General features: G+C 41.0%; 21 protein-coding genes and 1 tRNA gene. 10 read left to right on the top strand and 12 right to left on the bottom strand.

Features of this window, described 5'->3' with window-relative positions; all coding sequences use genetic code 11:
* Nucleotides 1-23 precede the first annotated feature (23 nt).
* The 6 genes from cysS to AS219_RS01310 all read right to left on the bottom strand — a co-directional run bounded on the left by cysS (nt 24) and on the right by AS219_RS01310 (nt 5,573).
* Nucleotides 24-1,553, bottom strand: a complete 1,530-nt coding sequence (gene cysS, locus AS219_RS01335) for a cysteine--tRNA ligase (protein ID WP_067979060.1) — start codon at nt 1,551-1,553, stop codon at nt 24-26.
* 117 nt (nt 1,554-1,670) lie between these two features.
* On the bottom strand, nt 1,671-2,123 hold the full coding sequence (locus AS219_RS01330) for a hypothetical protein (protein ID WP_067979057.1): 453 nt from the start codon (nt 2,121-2,123) through the stop codon (nt 1,671-1,673).
* A 21-nt stretch (nt 2,124-2,144) separates the two neighbouring features.
* Nucleotides 2,145-2,564, bottom strand: a complete 420-nt coding sequence (locus AS219_RS01325; protein ID WP_067979052.1) for a ferredoxin family protein — start codon at nt 2,562-2,564, stop codon at nt 2,145-2,147.
* Between the two features lie 196 nt (nt 2,565-2,760).
* The gene (locus AS219_RS01320) at nt 2,761-4,206 is read right to left on the bottom strand and encodes a hypothetical protein (RefSeq protein ID WP_067979047.1); all 1,446 of its coding nucleotides are present in this window, start codon (nt 4,204-4,206) and stop codon (nt 2,761-2,763) included.
* Between the two features lie 113 nt (nt 4,207-4,319).
* Nucleotides 4,320-5,099, bottom strand: coding sequence for a CBS domain-containing protein (locus AS219_RS01315; protein WP_231861813.1), 780 nt, complete (start codon nt 5,097-5,099; stop codon nt 4,320-4,322).
* A 400-nt stretch (nt 5,100-5,499) separates the two neighbouring features.
* Nucleotides 5,500-5,573 (bottom strand) — tRNA-Arg (locus AS219_RS01310).
* A gap of 69 nt (nt 5,574-5,642) precedes the next feature.
* Between AS219_RS01310 and AS219_RS01305 the strand changes: the two genes are divergently transcribed.
* A complete protein-coding gene (locus AS219_RS01305) occupies nt 5,643-6,455 on the top strand; it encodes a pyruvate, water dikinase regulatory protein (RefSeq protein ID WP_067980440.1) in 813 nt (270 codons plus the stop codon).
* Between the two features lie 100 nt (nt 6,456-6,555).
* Here AS219_RS01305 and AS219_RS01300 read toward each other — a convergent pair whose 3' ends face one another.
* From AS219_RS01300 to AS219_RS01275, 6 genes are all read right to left on the bottom strand, one after another.
* Nucleotides 6,556-7,035: a type II toxin-antitoxin system RatA family toxin gene (locus AS219_RS01300; protein ID WP_067979044.1), complete on the bottom strand. Its 480-nt coding sequence runs from the start codon at nt 7,033-7,035 to the stop codon at nt 6,556-6,558.
* Nucleotides 7,036-7,194: 159 nt separating this feature from the next.
* The gene (gene lipA / locus AS219_RS01295; RefSeq protein WP_067979041.1) at nt 7,195-8,085 is read right to left on the bottom strand and encodes a lipoyl synthase; all 891 of its coding nucleotides are present in this window, start codon (nt 8,083-8,085) and stop codon (nt 7,195-7,197) included.
* Entirely contained in the window at nt 8,060-8,368 is a 309-nt protein-coding gene (gene rpmB, locus AS219_RS01290) for a 50S ribosomal protein L28 (RefSeq protein WP_067979038.1), read from the bottom strand. Before rpmB ends, lipA begins: the two co-directional genes overlap by 26 nt.
* A gap of 69 nt (nt 8,369-8,437) precedes the next feature.
* A complete protein-coding gene (locus AS219_RS01285) occupies nt 8,438-9,172 on the bottom strand; it encodes a pyridoxine 5'-phosphate synthase (protein ID WP_067979035.1) in 735 nt (244 codons plus the stop codon).
* 15 nt (nt 9,173-9,187) lie between these two features.
* Nucleotides 9,188-9,490 (bottom strand): preprotein translocase subunit YajC, encoded by a 303-nt coding sequence (gene yajC / locus AS219_RS01280; protein ID WP_067979031.1) that lies wholly within the window; start codon nt 9,488-9,490, stop codon nt 9,188-9,190.
* A 295-nt stretch (nt 9,491-9,785) separates the two neighbouring features.
* On the bottom strand, nt 9,786-10,718 hold the full coding sequence (locus tag AS219_RS01275; protein WP_067979028.1) for an aminomethyltransferase: 933 nt from the start codon (nt 10,716-10,718) through the stop codon (nt 9,786-9,788).
* Nucleotides 10,719-11,099: 381 nt separating this feature from the next.
* Between AS219_RS01275 and AS219_RS01270 the strand changes: the two genes are divergently transcribed.
* From AS219_RS01270 to coaE, 9 genes are all read left to right on the top strand, one after another.
* Nucleotides 11,100-13,046 (top strand): ComEC/Rec2 family competence protein, encoded by a 1,947-nt coding sequence (locus AS219_RS01270; protein WP_231861812.1) that lies wholly within the window; start codon nt 11,100-11,102, stop codon nt 13,044-13,046.
* Between the two features lie 478 nt (nt 13,047-13,524).
* The gene (locus tag AS219_RS01265; RefSeq protein WP_067979021.1) at nt 13,525-14,199 is read left to right on the top strand and encodes an ABC transporter ATP-binding protein; all 675 of its coding nucleotides are present in this window, start codon (nt 13,525-13,527) and stop codon (nt 14,197-14,199) included.
* A gap of 66 nt (nt 14,200-14,265) precedes the next feature.
* Nucleotides 14,266-14,577, top strand: a complete 312-nt coding sequence (locus tag AS219_RS01260) for a hypothetical protein (protein ID WP_067979018.1) — start codon at nt 14,266-14,268, stop codon at nt 14,575-14,577.
* Nucleotides 14,578-14,603: 26 nt separating this feature from the next.
* On the top strand, nt 14,604-16,826 hold the full coding sequence (locus tag AS219_RS01255; RefSeq protein WP_067979015.1) for an AAA family ATPase: 2,223 nt from the start codon (nt 14,604-14,606) through the stop codon (nt 16,824-16,826).
* A gap of 101 nt (nt 16,827-16,927) precedes the next feature.
* On the top strand, nt 16,928-18,790 hold the full coding sequence (locus AS219_RS01250) for a sigma-70 family RNA polymerase sigma factor (protein ID WP_067979009.1): 1,863 nt from the start codon (nt 16,928-16,930) through the stop codon (nt 18,788-18,790).
* A gap of 5 nt (nt 18,791-18,795) precedes the next feature.
* Nucleotides 18,796-18,963: an HIG1 domain-containing protein gene (locus AS219_RS04095; RefSeq protein ID WP_369814140.1), complete on the top strand. Its 168-nt coding sequence runs from the start codon at nt 18,796-18,798 to the stop codon at nt 18,961-18,963.
* A 357-nt stretch (nt 18,964-19,320) separates the two neighbouring features.
* On the top strand, nt 19,321-19,590 hold the full coding sequence (gene grxC / locus AS219_RS01245; RefSeq protein WP_067979006.1) for a glutaredoxin 3: 270 nt from the start codon (nt 19,321-19,323) through the stop codon (nt 19,588-19,590).
* A gap of 2 nt (nt 19,591-19,592) precedes the next feature.
* On the top strand, nt 19,593-20,354 hold the full coding sequence (locus AS219_RS01240) for an NAD kinase (protein WP_067979003.1): 762 nt from the start codon (nt 19,593-19,595) through the stop codon (nt 20,352-20,354).
* Nucleotides 20,354-20,965, top strand: coding sequence for a dephospho-CoA kinase (coaE, locus tag AS219_RS01235; protein WP_067979000.1), 612 nt, complete (start codon nt 20,354-20,356; stop codon nt 20,963-20,965). The genes AS219_RS01240 and coaE overlap by 1 nt, the downstream gene beginning before the upstream one ends.
* Nucleotide 20,966: the final 1 nt, after the last annotated feature.

Genomic DNA, 20,966 nt, shown 5'->3' with positions numbered 1-20,966 from the left:
CTGTTGCAAAAGCAAAGCTAGTATTAAAGAGACACCCAATCTGTAGGTGCATACTTGTGATCCCTGATTAGAACTCCAATTTTAGCCAAAGCAGAGCGAATCTCATCTGCTTCCACGAAGTTCTTTCGCAGCTTACATTCGGCACGCCTCTGCAGTTGCGAACGGATAAAATCTTCGGATACTCTGGACTGCTTTACTCCTAAGTCTATACCCAAGAAGATCAATAAATTGTAAAGAAGATATGCCAAGTTATTCACTTTTCTCATACCAACGAGACGAATCTTATCACTAAGTCTGTGCAAAACAGCGATAGCACCAGGGGTATTAAAGTCATCTAGTATACAGTCAAAAAACTCTCTCGTGTAAGTACTGCAATCGCCACCAAAACTCTCGAACCTATCAAAAATTTCCTTTATTTTTTCCGAGAAATTGTTGGCCTTCCGCTCAGTTTGTGCAACGACAACTTCAGATGTGCAACTTCTGAGATCGATCTCTACATTCTCGGCATTACACTCGTCGTTATAAACCTCTCTGTTTAGGCTGCTTATGCAGCTTCCACTTTTAGACAGAACGCCATTATCCAAAAGAGTAAGTTTAAATTTCATTAAGGAGTTCACTGCTTCTTCTACCAGGGCATTGTTCCAGTCTAATGGCTTGCTGTAGTGAGTGCTAATAAGAACAAAACGGATTACGTTTGGTGTAACACCTGACTCAACTAGCGTATCGACGTTAACAACATTTCCCAGGGACTTACTCATTTTTTCCCCATTCACTGTGAGAAAGCCGTTATGAATCCAGTAGCGGGCAAATTTAGAACCAGGGTTGGCACACATACTCTGAGCCCTTTCATTCTCGTGATGTGGAAACTTCAAATCCGCGCCACCACCATGTATATCAAAATCCGCACCTAACGTTGCTAACGTCATAGCAGAACACTCTATATGCCATCCTGGTCGGCCATTACCCCACGGACTTGGCCAATATACATGATCATCACTTTTCCACAATATGAAATCCCCCGGATGCTTTTTATTTGCATCCTCTTCTATGCGCACACCGTAGACCAATTGCTCTTTTTTTCTTTTAGAAAGCGCTCCATATTCAGCAAACGAGCTCACATCGAAATAGACATTCTTCCCAGCAGAATAAGCATTCCCACTGTCTATAAGTGCCTGAATCATGGAAATCATTTGATCTATGCTTTGCGTAGCTCTAGGCTCGATAGTCGGCGCAAGGCAATTGAGCAAGACCAAATGTTCGTGAAAAATATGTTCGTAATGAAGGGCAATCTCATCACATTTAACACCCTGGACGGATGCAGCTGTTATAATCTTGTCGTCTACGTCAGTGATATTACGCACATAAACAACTTCAGGAAAGAGCTTAAGTAGGACCCTATATACAATGTCATACACTACAGAAGCCCTAATATTCCCTATATGTGGAATGTCGTATACAGTCGGTCCACATACGTACATACGCACCACCTTGCTGCTTAAAGGAAGAAATTCTTCCTTTGAGCCAGAAAGTGTGTTATGAACCCTTAGTTTCATTTCACTAACCTAGAAGTGTAACCACACGTTCGCACAAAGTCTTGAAAAAGGAAGAGCACACCACACATAGGAGAAAGTAGCGAGTGTTACCCAATTTCACATCCACAACTAGAAAAATCAGCTGTACTCCTCTTCAATTTTTTTCTTAATGTCTTCAGGAGGGTCCTCGCCCCAACCAGAATATAATATTTCCCCGTAATCCTTGACATCTATTGAGCCACTTTTTGCGGCAGCAAGAAACATCTCCTTCTTAACCTTATCCACGAGAACGTAGTGCCAAGCCGCCCTATTTTTATCCTTACCACGAACAAGATATACACAATCACTACGCTTCTTTCGGACACTTTCGGCAAAACCTGCGGCATCTTTCCTGCTTTTCTGGACACCCTTCTGAGAAGCAAAACCACCACTAGGTTTTGCTGCAGAAAACTTTTCAGAAAAGGCATTACTGCCTTGTGAGGCTCTTTGAGTAAAACGAGAGGCAAACCCTCCCCCTCCATCTCCGCCACCATCCACAGGTTTTTTCTTTTTCAGCCGATCAAGAAACGACCCACTATTACCAGAACTCATACGACCAAACGAAGCAACTCCCTAGCTATTCTCTATACCATTTTCTTTACTTTCTGTCTGCTTTATATAGCAAATTTTATTCGGAACTTCAGCCCATTTCTCTGCTCCATCCAAAGGCTCCTTTTTTGTAACTATCGAAGGCAGTTCAGCTGCTCTCACACGATTGAAAACCACCATGAATCTCGCATCAAGCTGCTTTTTAGTAAGCAGAGAAGTCTCCGACACAGAAATGATTTCCCCTAGACTTTTTCCATCGATATACGTTTCGTCATTAACTATCGCCTCTATTGGACATTCAGGGACACAAACACCACAATCTATGCAGACATCTGGGTCTATCACTAAATACTCTCCAGCCTCGCGAAAGCAGTCCACAGGACAAACCTCGACGCAGTCCGTATACTTACATTTCAAGCATTTCTCCGTGACAACATGTGGCATACAGGCGCTTAAACAGGTAACTCATATAGTCTAACCGACATACCAATACTTAGCAAATTCACAAAAGGTTTCATAAAAGATTCTTTGTGTAAAACAAAAGAACGAAGGCAGGAATGCACTTTATCAACTCCGTGCAAGCGAAACAACCACTTGTGTTCAGTAGAGAACAGCAGGAAAGGCAACACTTCCTTCTAACCTATTTGCCTTGTCCATGCACAACATGTCCCGCGCTTTCCGGAGTATGAGAGGGAGCATGCTCTAGATTCTGCGCCTCGTCTATATCACATATTGGCATACCAGAAGTCGCACTCAAAAGCGCCCCAGCAAGCGAAGATTGAAAAGGAGACTGCACCGGCGCAACACTGCAATGACTTGCTAAAGAAGGAAGAGTTGCAATCGCACAGACTAAATCTTCAACAGCTTTCACTGCGGATTCATGGACCTTAATCTGGTCTGTCGTTGCTTGCGGCAGTGGATCCACACTGCTTCCCTGACCATCACAATCACCACGTTCCAAGTCTGAAATTTTTCGCTGACAATCTACCTTGAACGCCTGTAATTTCGCTACTAGGTCCCTGGCCATAGCGGCTCTCTGACTATCCGAAAGGTCTAAAGCACCACTGGACCTCATCTCTCCTACAACGCGCTTACAATTATCTAAATCCTCCTCTGTGAGGCCACCCTGCACATCTAGATTCCTATATTTTAGCATCTCTGAAAGACAAGCTGCAGCATTAACGATTGCAGTCTTTTCATGAGTTGCAACTGGTCTTAGCCTTACTGCCTGAATAGCCTCTTGCAGATTACTCACAGACTGTGATTTAGTCGGAGGTGTAGGCGTTTCCCTTTCTACCATGTGGAGATTAGGCATACTACTTGCCTTGCTTGGTCTTTCAGAGCTAACCGGATCATATATGTTCTGAGGTCTAGGAGAATCATAAACCTCCTCACGACTGACTGAATCATAAGGATTAACATGTTCAGGAGAATGCTCATGATCACAATGTGTAGCATCATTGTTTTTGCTAAAGCCTGCGTCTTGTGGCTTCCATAACCTTTCAGTAGCCTCGTCAACCGAGTATGAATCCTCTATTCCCGCGGCTTTTATAGCTTTTGCAACTCGCTGCCGAAATTCTTCTTTGCTTGCGCACAGTGGAATTTTGATCACAAGCTCAGCTTGGTTGTTTCTACTATTCTCTCTAACTTCTACACCGCCACCCAGCTCAATAAACTCTGCATGAAGAAGATACAGAGAATTCCCTTGATTTCTCTCTCGTGCTTCTGCTATCCCCTCACCATTTGCAACAGCATTCAGATAACCTTCAAAAGCATGTATCTTATCCTCCGGCACCAGAGCCCTTGGCACATTGAACGCAACATCTTTTGCTCCATCCAAAGTCTTTGTATGGCTGGCCCAATCTGCTCCTAAGGCTTTCTTGGTAAAACGATTAGTATTAGCTTTATGTAAGACTTCCCAGTCCCTGGCACCACTGATGAAACCACCAAATCTCTCTGCGATACCCAGTTTCATCTTACGTGGAGTCGCAAGAAGAACGGTCTTGCCAGTATTCACCACAGCACTACCGACCCTTCTGCCCATACGAATTGCAGTTAGCGCGAACTGGCCTATTTTACCTTGCATTCAACCCTCCAAGTTAATCGCACTCTATCTCACTATTATAATACTAATGCGAGAATGACACATCATAGAAAAAAGGCTGTGTACAAGAATTGATAATCAGAGGACACGCCGGACTAGCTCACGACGCGAGAAGCATCAACTAAAACTACGCCAATCCTTTTATTATCTGCGTCTAAGATCGTAAATTCCACTCCCTCAGGAGAAGATATAACGTCCCCAACCAAGGGAACTTTTCCAGCAATACTCAATATGTAACCGCCTAAAGTCCTGGAACCATGACCTGCTTCTAATTCTAGGCCAGATTTATCAAGAAATTCTTTCATCTCAATTTCAGTCGAGACTTTAAATTTACCACTACCAACACAGAGAAAAAACGGCTCAGCATCAACTCCATGTTCGTCCTGAATATCTCCAAATATTTGCTCAACAATGTCCTTCATTGTAACAACACCAACGGTTGCACCAAATTCGTCTACAACTACCGCTAAATGAACACGAGCAGCTTTCATCTCTACCAGCAATCCAGAAACCTTCATCGAAGGGGGAACACAGATAATTTTGCGCAAAACACCCCTTACATCAAAAACGGTGCCTACACGATTCAACACATCTTTTAGATGAATAAATCCAATTATTTTGTCTAGATTACCTTCAAAGACTGGCAGACGGCTGTGACTAATATTTTTCAGGACTTCCAGCAATTCTTCACTCTTTGCAGAAACGTCAAGCGCAACAATCTTAGAACGCTCAACCATTATGTCCTCTACGTATATACTGTCTAACTTTGCAAGGAAAGAACCATCCTGAGCAGTCACATCCCTCCGTTTCCCTGCAACGAACTTTTTTAGAAAACTAAATATAGGACGAAAGAAGGCACACAAACGAGAGCCCATTGTAATCTAAAAAAAAGGCTTTGTAAATCCAGGAAACCGAGCAATTCATCTAAAGCAGAAATAGCCCAGTCCATGCCTGTACGAGATTAAATAAAAATTATCAACAAGTGGTGAACAGGCTATCCCAACATCCCTGAAAAAGACATAAGTACTCAAGTGAAAACTTTAAAACAGAATCACAACACGAGATTAATAAACTGCATACACAGTAACCTCTGTAAGATCGCAAACACTTCTTCTAAGGTCAAGGTACATAAAAGACAAGTCCTGAGATAGTAAATAGAGCAACAACGAGACTGTTTCCAAAGACGGCTAAATCACTCGAATATAAAAAACTAAGGTCACCAAATAGTGGAAGATAGGCTAGATAAATAAAAGTGCAAGCCAAAACAATATGGTCTGCGCCCTAGAGGAATCGAACCTCTGACCCACAGCTTAGAAGGCTGTTGCTCTATCCTGCTGAGCTAAGGGCGCGTAAAATCTGGTAACTGATAGCCGGAACAGCGCGTGGAACTAGACGGAAAGTATAAATCAACAACGACAATGAAACAACTGAATGTACATTTAATTTCGGACTATGGAGTGGATGCATTAATTGCGGTCTCGAGGGCATCTTTAGAAAGATTCGAACATCTGGTCTCCGCAGAACACCATCTATGGCCGTCTACGACAAACATTGAGAAATTACAACAGGTCCTTTCACATATTGGGAGAAATTCCTTTGTACTCTACTCAGTAAGGGAACGGGTAATACGAGACACATTAAAAGATTTCTGCCAGAAGAGAAAAATCCCCTGTATAGCAGTGCTTTCACGCGTAATAAGGGAACTTTCTTCATATTTAGGAATCGAACCAATAGATGCAAGTAAAGAAGAATATCAAACTTTTAACGAGGACTACTTCGCTAGGATTGATGCAATGAACTACGTCCTAATGCATGATGATGGTCAAAACACGTGGGATCTTGATGATGCAAACATCATAATAGTGGGCCCCTCACGTACCTCAAAATCTCCAACCAGTGTTTACTTGTCACATCTTGGCTATAGAGTCGCGAATATTCCATTTGTGAACAATATACCCTTACCAGGGAAACTCACTACTCTAGAAAATGTCCTCATAGTAGGGCTAATCATAAACCCAGATAGACTGGTAGAAATAAGAAAAGCAAGACTCTCTGTGTCACAAAACTACGATAACCCAGTTTATGCCGACAGAGAACAAATCTTGGAAGAACTTACAAATGCACGTAAAACATTCGTCAGAAATAACTGGCCAGTTATAGATGTCACACACAGATCCGTTGAGGAAATTGCCGCAGCAATAATGAAGGAGTACACAATGAGAAAATACTAAATTTCATACCGAGTAACTTGTACGCAAAATTCTCAAGACTATCCTATTATGAATCCTGTCGTGAGGCAGAAGCTCGTTCCTTGATACTATGAACGATTCTTTACTTATCACTCTGAGATGATTCGTATGAATTTACTACTGTCCTGCACCTTTGCTCAAACGCTTCTATTATTCTTTTCTGGGCAGCATTATACATAAACCTAACCATAGAATTTATAAGCCTCGATCTCAATGCATACTCTATATAGAATGATACCTTTGAAGAGCTTCCTTGTGGATAAAATTCCCACAGGGTATATAGGTGCTTAAATACACCTTCGGTCGATCTGACTTCTATGCGGCCACCCTTCTCAGATGTTGGAGGCAAGAATTTTATTACAGAAATATAGCTTGAGCGCATTCCTTTAAACGAAATCATCACTTCAGCACGAATCGTATCTTCCTCCTTAGAAATAATCCGTATCTCTTCGCACCAAGGTATAAACTCCGGATAACGTACCACGTCAAGGACAATCGCAAAGGCGTGATAGGCGCTAAAAGGGAGAATTTTGCAATCACGATATGAATACCGTCCAGACATTTCTCAACACATCAATAACGGAAAAGTCTTACCAACACTGCTTTTGCCATCTAGATCGTATTCTGAGCACTTAAACAACGTAACTCTAAACAATGCATTGCAGAGATAACTTTAAATGCAAACTTATGTATAGTACAAAACCGTAGCTTGCCATGTAATTTAGACCAACTTTGCCAAAGACATAGCTCTAGCATTTTTTAGGCGCAAAAAATCTTCATCCGCATGATAGGAAGAACGCGTCAAAGCACTTGACGCAACCATAAGAAATCCGCGTGCGTACGCAGCTTCCTTATAATATTGAAATTCCTCATCTGTTGCATAGTGCTGCACTTCTATGTGCTTCTTGCTTGGTTGCAAATATTGACCAATGGTCAAAAAGTCGATCCCAGCCACGCGCATGTCATCCATTACCTGTAAAACCTCACCTTTTTCCTCACCGAGTCCCAGCATTAGGCCAGACTTCGTAAAAATCCGCGGATCTTTTCTTTTGACCTCCTCCAATAAGGAAAGGCTATTAAAGTATTTTGCCTTAACTCTTATTTTAGGATGCAAACGTGGCACAGTCTCTATATTATGATTGAAAACATCCGGTGCTGCAGCTGTTATAATGTCCCTGGCACCTACTTTACCAAGAAAGTCCGGTGTAAGAACTTCTATAGTCGTACCAGGTGAAGTTTCTCTAATTTTTCTTATGCAGTCTGCAAAATGCGCCGCACCTCCATCGTCAAGGTCATCCCTATCAACAGAAGTTATCACAACATGCCTCAAGCCAAGCTTAGCTACCGCCAACGCAAGCTTCTCCGGCTCGTGTGGATCGAGTAACTCAGGCTTGCCGGTCGCAACATTACAAAACTTACAAGCCCTCGTGCAGACAGAACCCAAGATCATCACGGTGACATGTTTATTGCCCCAGCACTCAGCAATGTTCGGGCAAGCAGCCTCCTGACAAACAGTGTTTAACCCAGACGCACTGACAAGCCTAGAAGTCTCGAGAAAAGCACGACTGTCCGCAGAAATACGAATCCTAGGCTTTTCTATCGTCCGTCCCATCACCCGACACCTTCTTCATGATACGCTTTTTCAAAGCTAGTGCCGACTTGCTTAATTTCGCATTCTTAGTGTTTCTAAGAAAATCATCTAAGCCACCCTTAAAATCTATGGTCCTGATAGTCTTGGCAGAAACTTTAAACCTAAATTTTTGCTCTAGGACATCGCTAAAAACTGTAACTCTCTGAAGATTTGGCATAAAGCGTTTTTTGGTCTTTCTATTCGAATGGGAAACCATATTACCATTCTGCCACCCGTGGCCCGTTAGATCACAAGAATTACTCATCGACGCTCAGAAAAACTACTACAGCTATAGTTTTATACCACATAGATTAATGAAATGGCAGACATTATTTCATCCCCTAGCAATAGAAACATACTTTCTCAAGGTCCTTGAGAAACCCTGTAAGAATGATTCGACTATAAGCGCATGCCCTATGGAAATCTCATCTGGTTTTATCTTATTTATTACAGTCGAAATATTTACCAGGCTGAGGTCATGACCTAAATTCACTTTCAGTCCAAGATTTCTCGCCTCTAGTGCAGCAAAATGAAGTCTCTTGATTTCTTCGGACTCACGATGAGTACAAAATGCACGCGCATACCACTTAGCATGAAGCTCAACGGCATCACAACCAACCTCAGCAGCATACTTCACAGATGCAGGTTCTGGTTCTATAAAAAGACTTATGCGCACACCTCTTTTCTTCTTAATCTCGTCTATAGTTGACCTAAGAAGTGCCTCTTTTTCTCCAACAGAAAAACCTCTTTCCGTAGTCCTCTCACCTTCTCTAACTGGGACAATCGTAAACTGATGTATAGGACTGCTTGCCACGAGTTCTATTATTTCGGGTCTTAGATCACCTTCCACATTGCACTCTACTTCTCCGCAAGCAACTTCGCTCAAACCGAGGATTGTCTGCACATCTTCAACTAAAGCGTGTCTCTTATCTGCCCTGGGATGCAAAGTAATTCCGTTGCAACCACTCATAATGCCGAGATTCGCAACATATTTGATATCGGGACTTCCAGTACTTCTTGAATTTCTAAGGAGTGCAACCTTATCCAAATTAATACTTACTCTCGTCATTACTCCAATATACCCCTATCTCTTCTCTGAAATAAAATTCTTCAAAATCTTCACTATCACCCCTTCAGCTATCTGAAGATGCACCATGTCATTTTTTTCATCTATCCTCGCAACTGTACCGCTAATTCCACTGGTCGTAATAACAAGATCCCCAACTTTTAACGATTTAAGCATGCTCTGATGATCCCTTATTTTTTTGCTTTGCGGACGTATAACAAATACGTAGAACACAAAAAAAACAATCCCCAGCGGGAGCAAGCTCATTAATATGGAATCAGAACCGGTGCTAGTACTGGTAAAGATCTGCGAAAAAGACATAAAAACATCCAAGCCAAACAATCAGAATATAACACACCCCACTCACCTTTTCTGCCTGGACCAGGAAACATGAAGAATGCAACACTGATCGACAAAACCTACAATGCAAGCCAGCACAAGTGGCAAAATACGAAAACCAAGTGCTAACAAGTAACGATAAATTAACCTGCACCAACACCAGACTCTACTGATTTAGATAAAATTTTACAAGTATCAAAACGAAAATATTATAATATTAGCGTTTTGGTTGCCATAATATCATATTTTTAACCAAAAAAAAGTAGATCTCATTTCTTTACACCAGAATTGCGATTGGTTTGCCGGATTCTTGTTTAATGCCTGCGCGCCGTTCTAGTACATACTTTGGTAACACTGCTAATCCCTGATTCTTGCAACACGAACTGAAACACCCAACTATGTCATCACCTAGATATATCTTATCACCCTCTTCGATACCTGCTCCTTCTTCTACCTGAAGACAGAATAAGGCTCTCTCAATAGAATTTCTCACCCTAAACCTGGAAATTACCTCCTGTCCAACGTAGCAGCCCTTATTAAAATCAAAAGCGTAATCCATTGCATACTCCAACGGAAAGATATTGGGCTTCAACTCCTTTCCAGCCTCCGAAATCTTGTTCATGATTCTTATTCGCTGGTATTCTTCGTAACAACTTTCCGATACCGGAAACTCAGAACCTGATAAAACAATCCGAAAGCCTAAGTTTATATTTCTTGGATCACGCACACAGAACAAACATTCCTTAATGAGTCTCAACTGTGTTTTCGTTTCACTTGTTCCTTCGAACACTTCCAGAAACTCGCATATATCTTGTATTGCGCCCGTTGACTCTTTTGTTCTAGGACCCCTACATGTATATTGATTACCTTCTTCAGGTTGAGCAACACGTGTATCAGCACCTTTGGGAATCCCTACATACGAAAAGTAGGCTTTTTCTTGGATGGTGATGCCCCTCTTGAAATTGTATAGATCCAGCATCCTCAAGAGTGCTTCCGTATTACAGCGGTTGGTTTCTAATAAAAGTTCAGTTTCTGTCGAACATCTGTACACAAACAGATCACAAACAAGCCTGCCCTTTGGGGTCAGTATCAACCCATAAATACAGTCTTCTAGTGTTTCTACATTGCAGGTAACGATCCCTTGTAAAAAAGCTCTCACCTTCTCGCCACTAACAGAATAAAAACTGGTCTTGTCCTGAAAAAAGTGCATTCACTCACAGATAAGTATGTTCCCAGCGGTCGATTATCACCTGAAATCTACTATGAAACTACCGCGATAACCCTCGCTATTTATGAGTGGGTGCAACAAAATAGTTAACAATTGATAATTTAGAAAGAAATCTTGATTGCAAAGAATCAAATAAATCTCTTCCTGTGGACCCCCTTCCTATTGAGCATCGGGATTATACTTTTCTTCGAAGCTACTTTTTACCCAAAAGCATATCATTTGGTATGCACAATATTTGGACTAGGGGTACAGCTATGCTTGGCTTATATAGTTAGAAAAGCCAGAACCGCCTTACTTGTAAGTGGCATAATTTCCGCGGGATTTATCAGCGCAGAAATTCGAACGCTGGTTTCTTATACAGAGATGATCAAAACACCTCAATACCTTCAAAACGCGACAGGTATAGTGCAAAGTCTTTCACCCAGAAAAACTGGCATACTAATCACGATTAGACATGCTGGGAGTTCTTTAAAGCTCTATTCCACAAAAAGTCTACCGGATCTACGCTCGGGCGACGTAGTAAACTTTTCAGCATATATACTGCCAGTACAAGGTGCTGCAACACCGTCAGGCTATGACTTTGCCATGTTTCAATATTTCAGTGGCGTAAGGGCTACAGGAAGACTCATCGGAAAAATCACAATAGTAAAATCAACAGGTCACCAATCTATTTTTCCACGTATTAGAAAAGTCATTCATGAAAAGTTCAAATACAACTTGGCGGAAATACCTTCCGAAATAGCCCTAGCACTGACAATAGGCAAAAGAGATGGAATAGATCCAAAAATAAACGAGCTATTTAGAAAATCAGGAACGTCTCATTTATTAGCAATTTCTGGGTTGCACATGGGGTTAGTAGGGCTATTTTTCTTTTCCCTTATGAGAAGAGCTTGCGCATTTTCTGAACACCTAACACTCAAGTACGACATAAAAAAGATTTCCGTTATCGCTGGAGTAGCATCGAGTATTTTTTATTTGCAACTTTCTGGAATGCAAACATCTGCTCAGAGAGCCTGCATAATGATCTGCACTTTTTTCCTTTCAATACTGTTAGATAGAAAAGCAGATACATTACGTTCTATCATCTTTGCAGCAACCGTTCTAATCACTTTATACCCCGAAAGTATATTTAAGCCGAGTTTTCAAATGTCATTCTTCGCTGTACTTGGAATATGCTTCTGTAATAGAAAGTCATCCTTGTACACACATGCAGAATTTACTCCCCTCTTTATGGGAAAGTCAAAATTCGAAATGCAGGAGTTAAGCGCGGTAATACAACCTGAAATCACTCTAATACCAAAACATCAGACCAAACCCCGGAACAATACTACGCGACGATCTTTTCTCTGTTTGTGGAAATTCTTCACTGATTCATTTCACAAAGGCCAAACAAAATCGTTCTGCAAGAGCATACTCAAACCGCTCACATACCTATCAGGAGTGATAAAAACCTCTCTTTTTGCGACTGTCGCTACTACCCCTTTCGTTTTATATCACTTTCACTCTCTTTCTGTGATCGGAGTGGCCGCAAATACTATAGCGATACCGTTCACATCTTTCTTAATCATACCGACACTTGCTGGAATACTACTCCTAATGCCTTTATATGATTCCGAGTTTTTATACACTCTTCTTTCCGTTGAAATAAAAATACTACTAAGACTCATGGAATCGTTTAATCACTTACACATAGGCTACTTTGAAGTGCAAGGCTTTTCTGGAATAACATTGCTTGTAATGGTCACTGGAACCTTATTGCTTCTTGTAGGTACAACATGGAAGCGATACCTAGGTATAATCCCAATTGCGATTGGAGTTGCGATGATACAATTCTCACCGCTACCAGACATCTTCATCTCAGAGAAGAATATCGCGATACGATCACAGGACAACAACCTGTACTTTCTTAATGCCTCAAGAATCCCACAAAATTTCATCGCAAAGAAATGGCTACAGTACTCAGGATGCAAGGCAAGCACAATATCCAACACTCTCAATAGCGGAATAGAAAAACGAGAAGGCTCGTATGTGTACACAAAAAATGGCAAAGCAATCACCATCACTTTTGCAAAGAACCCAAAAAACAGAACACGCAATAACTTTTCTGTTCACATGGATAAACCACTGACAGACAACAAAAAGACATATGCCTCACTAGAAATAATAGAAAATCAAAATACGTTTATCTCTATACAGAATAATGGAATAAAAACGACAAGGGGAAGAAATTGGCCTCAAGAGATCCTCACATCAAAACGACATCACAGCGATAAGTACAGTAGAGACACAATAAATTCTATACAGAACTGATCAAAGAACGATTCAAAGCATTAGCTCACGCAAACAAGACATACTCTAATATAACGTGCACCAACTCCCTCCTAAAAAGTAAGAAATTGTGGCATTACACCTCCTCGGAATCATATTCCAATCAGGTTGGTATTTTCCTTCAAAAGAGGAGCATAGATAGATAAAACAACCAAGAACATAGGTAATAAGCAAGACAAGAAGAACTACGCTCACTTTTGACACTTTCCAACTAAAACAATATCGGATGCTCATCAAAACAATGTGAAAGTTGCTAAAGAACAAAAGTGCAAACACCAGCTTTCGTCACATGTAGTAACATAGGCACACAATGACGCCCAACCATTTGGTATTCTTTGGTGACCTAATTTAGCAATCTAAGTGATCCAAAAGAAGCTTTATTCATTTGCGATATAGTCCGTAATATTGATCTTTGCTTGCAACAGCAACATCATTGAACGTCGAACCTCTACCTTATTGCATGTCAGAGTTAGCACTGGAGTTCTGTGATGTTTCAAAATTCTTCAGAGACAAAACACAGCATGAAATCCCAATACTGCGTAACACAAATCTGCAGATTTACGCGGGAGAAATTGTCGCATTGATCGGCGCCTCTGGTGTTGGAAAAACTACCACTCTACAAATTGCAGGATTGCTGGACAAGCAGGATTTCGGTAAGGTGAAAATCTGCGGGAAAGAGGCTCCTTACTTAGACACTGCACTCCGTAGAAAAAAAATAGGTTTTATATATCAGTTCCATCATTTGCTCAGCGAGCTCAATGTCTTGGAAAACGTCATGCTACCACTTCTCATATCTGGAACACCAAAAGCGGTTGCACAAAAAAAAGCAAAGAACCTGCTTGAGCTCCTAAAATTAGAGAAAACCGCATACCAATCGGTCGACACACTTTCAGGTGGACAGAGACAGCGTGTAGCGGTCGCAAGGGCAGTGATAAAAAAACCAGCACTAATAATAGCAGATGAACCAACTGGCAATCTTGATCCAAATACTGCGAAAGACGTCTTCGATTTGATTTGTCGTTCTGCTAAAGAAAATTGCAGTGCGGTATTTCTTGCAACTCATGATCCATCATTTCTGCAAAAAGCCGACAGAGTACTTGAAATTTTTAATTCTTCTTTGATCAGCTCTATATAGGATTTTTTTTACCTATTTTGCGTAGAATCTCAGTGAATTGATGCAGGATATTCGGGCTTTGCGCTTATGATAAACAAAAAAAAACAGGGTTGGTGTTTTGATGAATCTGAAGTTGTTGAAATAAAGCCATCCTTGTACAGGGTGTTTGTTAAAAAAGCCTCTACGAGCGTCGATCTGAAACGAGTTAGAAGTTTAGGCACTGAAACTCTGAAATTAAAACAAAATGATGTAGAAGCATTGTGTGAGTCGCTAATGCAGCAGGGCGAATGGTTTCTTGGAACATATCACTCTGACCTTGCGGAAACAATCATGCAGGATTTAGGTCCATCTGTTCGTTCACACGGACTGGAACTGGGCATTTCGCCCCTTAAAGAATAGTTCCTTTTTTTGTCTCCTTTCACACAATGATCTCACCTAGTCTAGAGAATACGCTCCAGAACGCCCTTGTCCTGGCACGGAGTTTTTCACATTCTTACGTCACGTTGGAACATCTTCTTCTTGCACTCACAGAAGATGAAGAAGTTTCCAGAATTGCCCTCAACTCAAGTATGAATTTCGCTAAGTTGAGGGACTTGCTCATTCATTTTCTTAACACAGCACAGTTCTTTGCACGCTTTTCTAATGGATGTGTTGATGTTACACAGATAAAGCCGACGCTTGGACTAAGACGCGTCATACAGAGAACTAAAATCCACGCGAACATAGCGGAATTGGGACAAATCACAGGTTTACATGTTTTGATCGAACTGTTCTGTGAACAAGATTCCTATGCATTCTCCTTTCTCACGGAAAGCAACATAACACTCGTAGAGCTCATGTCCCATATGATGAAGTCCCAGAAAAGCCGCTCTACCGAAAGTAGGAGCACTACGAATGCAGATATACTCAGAAGTGCTGACCTTGATAATTTAAAGGAATACTGCACGGATATGAACGAGCTAGCTATTCAAGGGAAGATTGACAAATTAATTGATAGAAAAAAAGAAATTGATAGGACAATAGAGATTCTTTTACGGAGGACTAAAAACAACCCTATTTACGTTGGTGAACCTGGAGTCGGAAAGACCGCTATAGTAGAAGGACTAGTACATGCAATAGTCAGCGGTAATGTTCCTCAGAAACTGAGAAATACACGCGTATACGCACTCAAGATAGGCTCTTTACTTGCTGGTACACGGTACAGGGGCGATTTTGAAGAGCGTATTAGAACAGTCATGAATGAAATATCCAGCAATAAAAATACAATACTTTTTATAGACGAAATACATACGATTGTCGGTGCGGGTTCAACAAGCAACGGCTCTATTGATGCAGGAAACCTTCTAAAGCCATTTCTGACAAAGGGTCCTCTCAGATGTATTGGCGCTACAACTTATAGAGAATACTCTACACACTTTGAAAAAGATGCAGCCCTTGATAGGAGATTTCAGCGTGTAGAAGTGGAAGAACCATCTATTAGTGACACACTGAACATAATTGATGGAACAAAGTCATATTACGAGGATTTTCACAGGGTACATTATACGAAGGCATCCCTCAATGAGATAGTAAACCTAGCGCACAGATACATACCAAGTAGGGCCTTCCCCGATAAAGCTATAGATTTAATGGATGATTTGGGCGCATCGTACAATGCAGAGTTATTCAATGTCAAAAAAAGGCGCGATAGAAAAATAGACACTAAGTATGTCAGGGAGACACTCGCAAAGCGTTTCAATATTCCTGTTGCACAGTTAAATTATACTGTGGAGGAGATACTCACTTCACTCGAGAAAAACCTTAAGGCAACAATTTTCGATCAAGACAATGTTATAGAGCAGGTCGTGTACTCACTGAGGCCTGGATTACTTGGATTAAAAGGGGAAAAACCTTTAGCTTCGTGCCTGTTTGGTGGTTCTACAGGCATCGGCAAAACAGAGCTTGCTAAACAAATTGCAAAAAATTTATGCATGCAGTTTGTGAGAATTGACATGTCCGAATATATGGAAGGTCACGCCGTCTCCAAACTAATAGGCGCACCTCCAGGATATGTAGGACATGATAAAGGGAGCTTTATAGCTGAAATACTTTTTAAACAAGGCAGTGCACTTATCCTGTTTGATGAAATAGAAAAGGCACATGCTGATTTTCAAAATATTCTTCTCCAGATTCTTGATTATGGTTGCATAACAGATAGCACTGGGAAAAAGAGCAAGTTCAAGAACTGTATCATAGTCTGTACAACAAATATCGGAGGTAGTTTTATCGAGAATAATTCTCTTGGTTTTACTCAAAATGGCAAGAAGACTACCAAGGAAGCTCAATTTGCAAACTTCTTCAACAAGGAGTTACTTGATAGATTAGATCTTGCAATAGTTTTCAATGCACTTGACAAAAATAGCGTGGAAAAAATAATAAATAAGTCCACAAGTGAGATTCGTACCCTACTTGAAGAAAGAGGAATCAAGCTTACACTTACGGATGAGGTGGTAAAATCCCTCGTTGCTAGGCACTCATCTGGTAAAATAAGTGCCAGAACTATAGAAAGAACCATCAGGAATGATATAATGCAGGCGGTTTCGGATAGGATGTTGCGTTCTAAAGCTAGCGAAATAGAGTTGATCATCAAAGACGGCTGTTTGGTGTAGGTACCTTCCTTGATTTTTGCAATTTTTTTTAGTCTTCACCAGTATTTTCGTCCCACTTGCGCGTTCCTGTGTGCGTGTGGGACGTTTTGTGTTTATAGCGTATGATAAAAGGTTACAGTTCTAAGTTTCATCAAGTTGTTAAAGCCCTGATCACCAAAGGAGTAAAAAGAGGTTTCGTAACATACGGTGAGTTGAGTGATTCATTTTCAGATGAGGACTTTGAAAATTTGAATTGCATAGAAGAAGCAATAAGCAAGCTGGAAGAATCAGGCATAGGCATCTTAGAGAAAGATGAAGAGGATGAGCTCAGTGAGGAAGTCAAGGAAGAAGATGAAGAAGAGGACGAAACCGCTGATATACTAGGTCACACGGACGATCCGGTAAGGCTATACCTTCGTGAGATGAGCTACGTTAAGCTCCTTTCTAGGGATGACGAGGTGGAAATAGCAAAGGCTATTGTAGCAGAAAAATTCGAGTCGCTTTCTGCAGTTTTGCTCTTCCCTTCAGTAATGAAAGGTATAATAGACCTCGGAACAAAACTCAAAGAAGGCACGATCTCGCTGCGTGAAGTGATAGAATCGGACTCAGGATTAAAGAGTGAGCTTACTGAGGAAACAAGCAAAGGAGATGAGTTCTTTGAAGGCATAGACGGCAAACCGGAAGAAGTAAACCAGATGTCTGACGAAGAGCTCATGGAGAAGGTCTTAGAAATCTTTGGAGAGCTCGGGGGAATCATCACATCCGCGCTCGATAAAGTGAAAGAAGGGCAGATGGTAAACATTGTAGATGGTGAGGTGATACTCGACCCAGGATACGGAGAGCTACACACTCTTGCAGTAAACCACCTAAACCAAGTTAAGCTCAACCCAAAGCTTCTTGCTGAGTTTTTTGAGAGTACTCGAAGAAAGAACGAGCTTATTCTCGAAAAGAAGAAGGTACTCCTCACATTCCTAGAGGAACACGGAGTGGATAGAACAACCCTCATCAAAAGTAAAGTACACATCTTGAATACTGAGGTCCTGTCCGAACTCCTGAAGAAGCACAATATTTGCGACGCGCATTTCTCCCTCGAAGAATTCCTCTCTCCAGTCAGAGAGCTAGAGAAAAGTGAAGGAATGGACTACGAGAGTATCAGCTTTCTAAGTAGGAAGGTTGCTACTCACCTGGATAATGCAAATGCGGCAAAACATAGAATGGTAGAAGCCAATCTAAGGTTAGTGATCTCAATTGCTAAGAAGTACACCAATAGAGGCATGCCATTCCCTGATCTGATTCAAGAAGGAAATATCGGACTGATGAAAGCAGTAGATAAGTTCGATCATAGAAGGGGACATAAATTTTCTACATACGCAACTTGGTGGTGCAGACAAGCTATAACCCGTGCTATAGCAGATTGTGGAAGTATAGTAAGAAAACCTGTACACATCCACGAGACTGCAAATAAGGTAATGCGCACGAGGAGGAGACTATACAACCTCAATGGCAGAGAACCTACCGTCGAGGAGATTGCAAATCTACTCAAGATTTCTCCGGATAAGGTTAAGAAGTCACTCAAGGTGAATCAAGATCCGATCAGTCTGGAATCACCTGTCGGCGATGACAGTAATAGCGGTTCTTTTGGCGACTTTATAGAAGATAAGAACGCAGTAAGTCAAGTGGATGTAGTTCTCTCAAAAAACTTGAGGAAAGTTCTGGATGAAGCACTTGCAATGCTCTCCCCAAGAGAAGAAAAAATCCTGAGATATAGGTTTGGACTATGTAATAGTGTGCACAGTCCCGAAGATGAGCACTACTTAAAGTCTCTAAAAATTGACCTTAATAGGGGAACAAATCTCACTCTAGAACAAGTAGGTATACTGTACAATGTAACAAGAGAAAGAATCAGACAAATTGAATCAAAGTCGTTAAGGAAAATGAGAAGCCCGAGTCGATCTATAAAATTAAGAACTTTCCTTAAATACTAGGAGTTGTGTACCTATTTTTGATTTTACTCTTAGTTACTTTTCTTGTTCTGGTTGGCGGAGTTTTGTCTGTACTCGCGAGCAATAAAAAATTAGGAAATACTCTAATGTTCCTTAGGGTAGTTTTGCAGTTTTTAACGATCGTTTCACTATTCGCGTTATCTATCCCGAAATAGTATGTCGTATTGCTTGCGTGTGCATTGGTAAATAATCTCCATGTACACTCAAATCGACATAGCGATGCCTTTGCACTCATTAACTTTAAAGGTAAATACTTTTGGCATTTCTCTGTTGATGCAGTGTGAATCTTTGAGTCAGTGATAATCCATAAATTTTGAGGATACGCGCTATCAGCACATTTCCGAAATCACTCTGTTGATATATCGTGTAACCCTTACTTAGTAGTAATCGGCAACCTTAAAGTTCCTAAAAAAGCTCGTCAACATGCATGTACAAACCAGAAAACCTAAAAAAGCTTGATATTCCTATCATGTGAGCTTATAAATGCCACAATATATCATCACGGTCACACTATGAATCATGAGACTGTAATATACGTGAAGGAGTCTTGTCCTTACTGTACCAAGGCAAAGGAACTACTCAACAGGAAAGGTATCTCATACGCAGTGGTGGACATTACCAATAAGCCAGATCTAGCTGCAGTTGTGGTAAAAAAATCCGGTGGAAGGAAAACTGTTCCCCAGATTTTTATTAATGACGTGTGTATAGGTGGCTTTGATGATCTAAAAGCTCTAGACGAGAGCGGCAAGCTCAATGACCTCTTATTGTTAAACGATCAATAAAGGTGTTTTATTCTTCTTCTGGCTCAGAAAAGGCAAAATCCGTTGCCGCATTTCTTGATTCACGTTACGGAATAAAATGCATTGATTCTCCAGAGGCAGCGAACCCATCAATGATTCTCGCTCTAGGTGGTGATGGATTCATGCTTGACACTTTGCGTAGCACAATCGAGAACCAGATACCTGTTTATGGGATAAATTGTGGGAACGTTGGCTTTCTACTGAATAAATTTCATCCAGACCGCTTACTCGAAGATGTAGAGAGTGCAATTATGTACACCCTACCCGTTCTAAATGCGGAGTTTTTCGGTGAAAACGTCAGCAGTGTTGTGAATGCAATAAATGATTGTTATTTCCTTAGGAGCCACACAAAAGCAGCAAAGCTTGGGATAATGGTAGATGGAAAAACTCTTACCGAAAATTTTGTCGGAGACGGATTGATCGTCTCGACCCCAGTAGGAAGTACAGCATATAACTCAGCTGTGGGTGGAGCAGTATTATCGCTCAACTCACATTGCATTGTTCTGACCGGAATTAATTCATTTATACCAAAAGGGTTTAAGAGTCTCGTGCTACCAAGAGATAGTGTAATAGAAATCAAGGTCCACCACCATGATAAAAGGCCTGTGATTGCTGCAGGAGATGCACAAATCTTTTTAGAAGTAGAAAGAGCAAGAATCTCTGTAGACAAGAAGAAGACTGTTTCCGCGTTGTTTGCAGCCAGCGAGAGTCTATATGACAAGATTATAAGGACCCAGTTCCGTTGATGAAAGCTATCGGTGTTACAGGAAGAATGGCTTCGGGCAAGACATATTTTTCGTCGATTTTGTCCCGTCTACTGCGCTGTACAGTATTTGACGCAGATAAAGTTGTCCATACACTTTATAAGGAAAACGTCACATTGATAAGAACAATAAATGACATTCTTGGATGTAGAAACAATCAAAGAGAAGTAAATCGGACGCAGCTTCTTTCTTGTATTATTGAACAACCCAATCTACTAGAAAAGATTGAACAGATTGTTCATCCAATAGTTAGAGAAAAAATGTACGCGTTCATTAAGCTCTGTAGAAGGAGAAGAATGAGTACAGTTATCCTGGACCTTCCACTCTTATTCAAAATCGGCGCAGATAAACTTTGCGAGAGTATCTTCTTTCTGCAAACAAGTGATGGCATTAGATCAACCCGCCTGAAACAACGGTGTCATCACTCAACAAAATTGGATGCATTATGTAAGATCAAATTTCTACAACGAGACAAGTATAGTAGAAGAGTGATTGTAATTTCATCTGGTCTAGCAAAATATGAACTCTACAAGTACACTCAATTCGTACGGACAAAAAGAAAACCTACCACATTAGAACAATGGTGTTCTTAAG

This window comes from Neorickettsia sp. 179522 (assembly GCF_001593535.1).
GTDB lineage: Bacteria > Pseudomonadota > Alphaproteobacteria > Rickettsiales > Anaplasmataceae > Neorickettsia > Neorickettsia findlayensis.
This window is presented reverse-complemented; position numbering and strand designations above follow the sequence as displayed.

Excerpts from the sequence above, each read along its gene's own strand:
- cysS (WP_067979060.1), bottom strand. The coding sequence starts at position 1,553 with ATGAAACTAAGGGTTCATAACACACTTTCTGGCTCAAAGGAAGAATTT.
- AS219_RS01260 (WP_067979018.1), top strand. The coding sequence starts at position 14,266 with ATGATAAACAAAAAAAAACAGGGTTGGTGTTTTGATGAATCTGAAGTT.
- AS219_RS01250 (WP_067979009.1), top strand. The coding sequence starts at position 16,928 with ATGATAAAAGGTTACAGTTCTAAGTTTCATCAAGTTGTTAAAGCCCTG.
- AS219_RS01300 (WP_067979044.1), bottom strand. The coding sequence starts at position 7,035 with ATGTCTGGACGGTATTCATATCGTGATTGCAAAATTCTCCCTTTTAGC.
- yajC (WP_067979031.1), bottom strand. The coding sequence starts at position 9,490 with ATGTCTTTTTCGCAGATCTTTACCAGTACTAGCACCGGTTCTGATTCC.
- AS219_RS01315 (WP_231861813.1), bottom strand. The coding sequence starts at position 5,099 with ATGGGCTCTCGTTTGTGTGCCTTCTTTCGTCCTATATTTAGTTTTCTA.
- AS219_RS01255 (WP_067979015.1), top strand. The coding sequence starts at position 14,604 with ATGATCTCACCTAGTCTAGAGAATACGCTCCAGAACGCCCTTGTCCTG.
- AS219_RS01270 (WP_231861812.1), top strand. The coding sequence starts at position 11,100 with ATGATCAAAACACCTCAATACCTTCAAAACGCGACAGGTATAGTGCAA.
- AS219_RS01325 (WP_067979052.1), bottom strand. The coding sequence starts at position 2,564 with ATGCCACATGTTGTCACGGAGAAATGCTTGAAATGTAAGTATACGGAC.
- AS219_RS01275 (WP_067979028.1), bottom strand. The coding sequence starts at position 10,718 with ATGCACTTTTTTCAGGACAAGACCAGTTTTTATTCTGTTAGTGGCGAG.
- coaE (WP_067979000.1), top strand. The coding sequence starts at position 20,354 with ATGAAAGCTATCGGTGTTACAGGAAGAATGGCTTCGGGCAAGACATAT.
- AS219_RS01305 (WP_067980440.1), top strand. The coding sequence starts at position 5,643 with ATGAAACAACTGAATGTACATTTAATTTCGGACTATGGAGTGGATGCA.
- AS219_RS01330 (WP_067979057.1), bottom strand. The coding sequence starts at position 2,123 with ATGAGTTCTGGTAATAGTGGGTCGTTTCTTGATCGGCTGAAAAAGAAA.
- AS219_RS01285 (WP_067979035.1), bottom strand. The coding sequence starts at position 9,172 with ATGACGAGAGTAAGTATTAATTTGGATAAGGTTGCACTCCTTAGAAAT.
- AS219_RS01265 (WP_067979021.1), top strand. The coding sequence starts at position 13,525 with ATGTCAGAGTTAGCACTGGAGTTCTGTGATGTTTCAAAATTCTTCAGA.
- lipA (WP_067979041.1), bottom strand. The coding sequence starts at position 8,085 with ATGGGACGGACGATAGAAAAGCCTAGGATTCGTATTTCTGCGGACAGT.
- rpmB (WP_067979038.1), bottom strand. The coding sequence starts at position 8,368 with ATGAGTAATTCTTGTGATCTAACGGGCCACGGGTGGCAGAATGGTAAT.
- grxC (WP_067979006.1), top strand. The coding sequence starts at position 19,321 with ATGAATCATGAGACTGTAATATACGTGAAGGAGTCTTGTCCTTACTGT.
- AS219_RS01320 (WP_067979047.1), bottom strand. The coding sequence starts at position 4,206 with ATGCAAGGTAAAATAGGCCAGTTCGCGCTAACTGCAATTCGTATGGGC.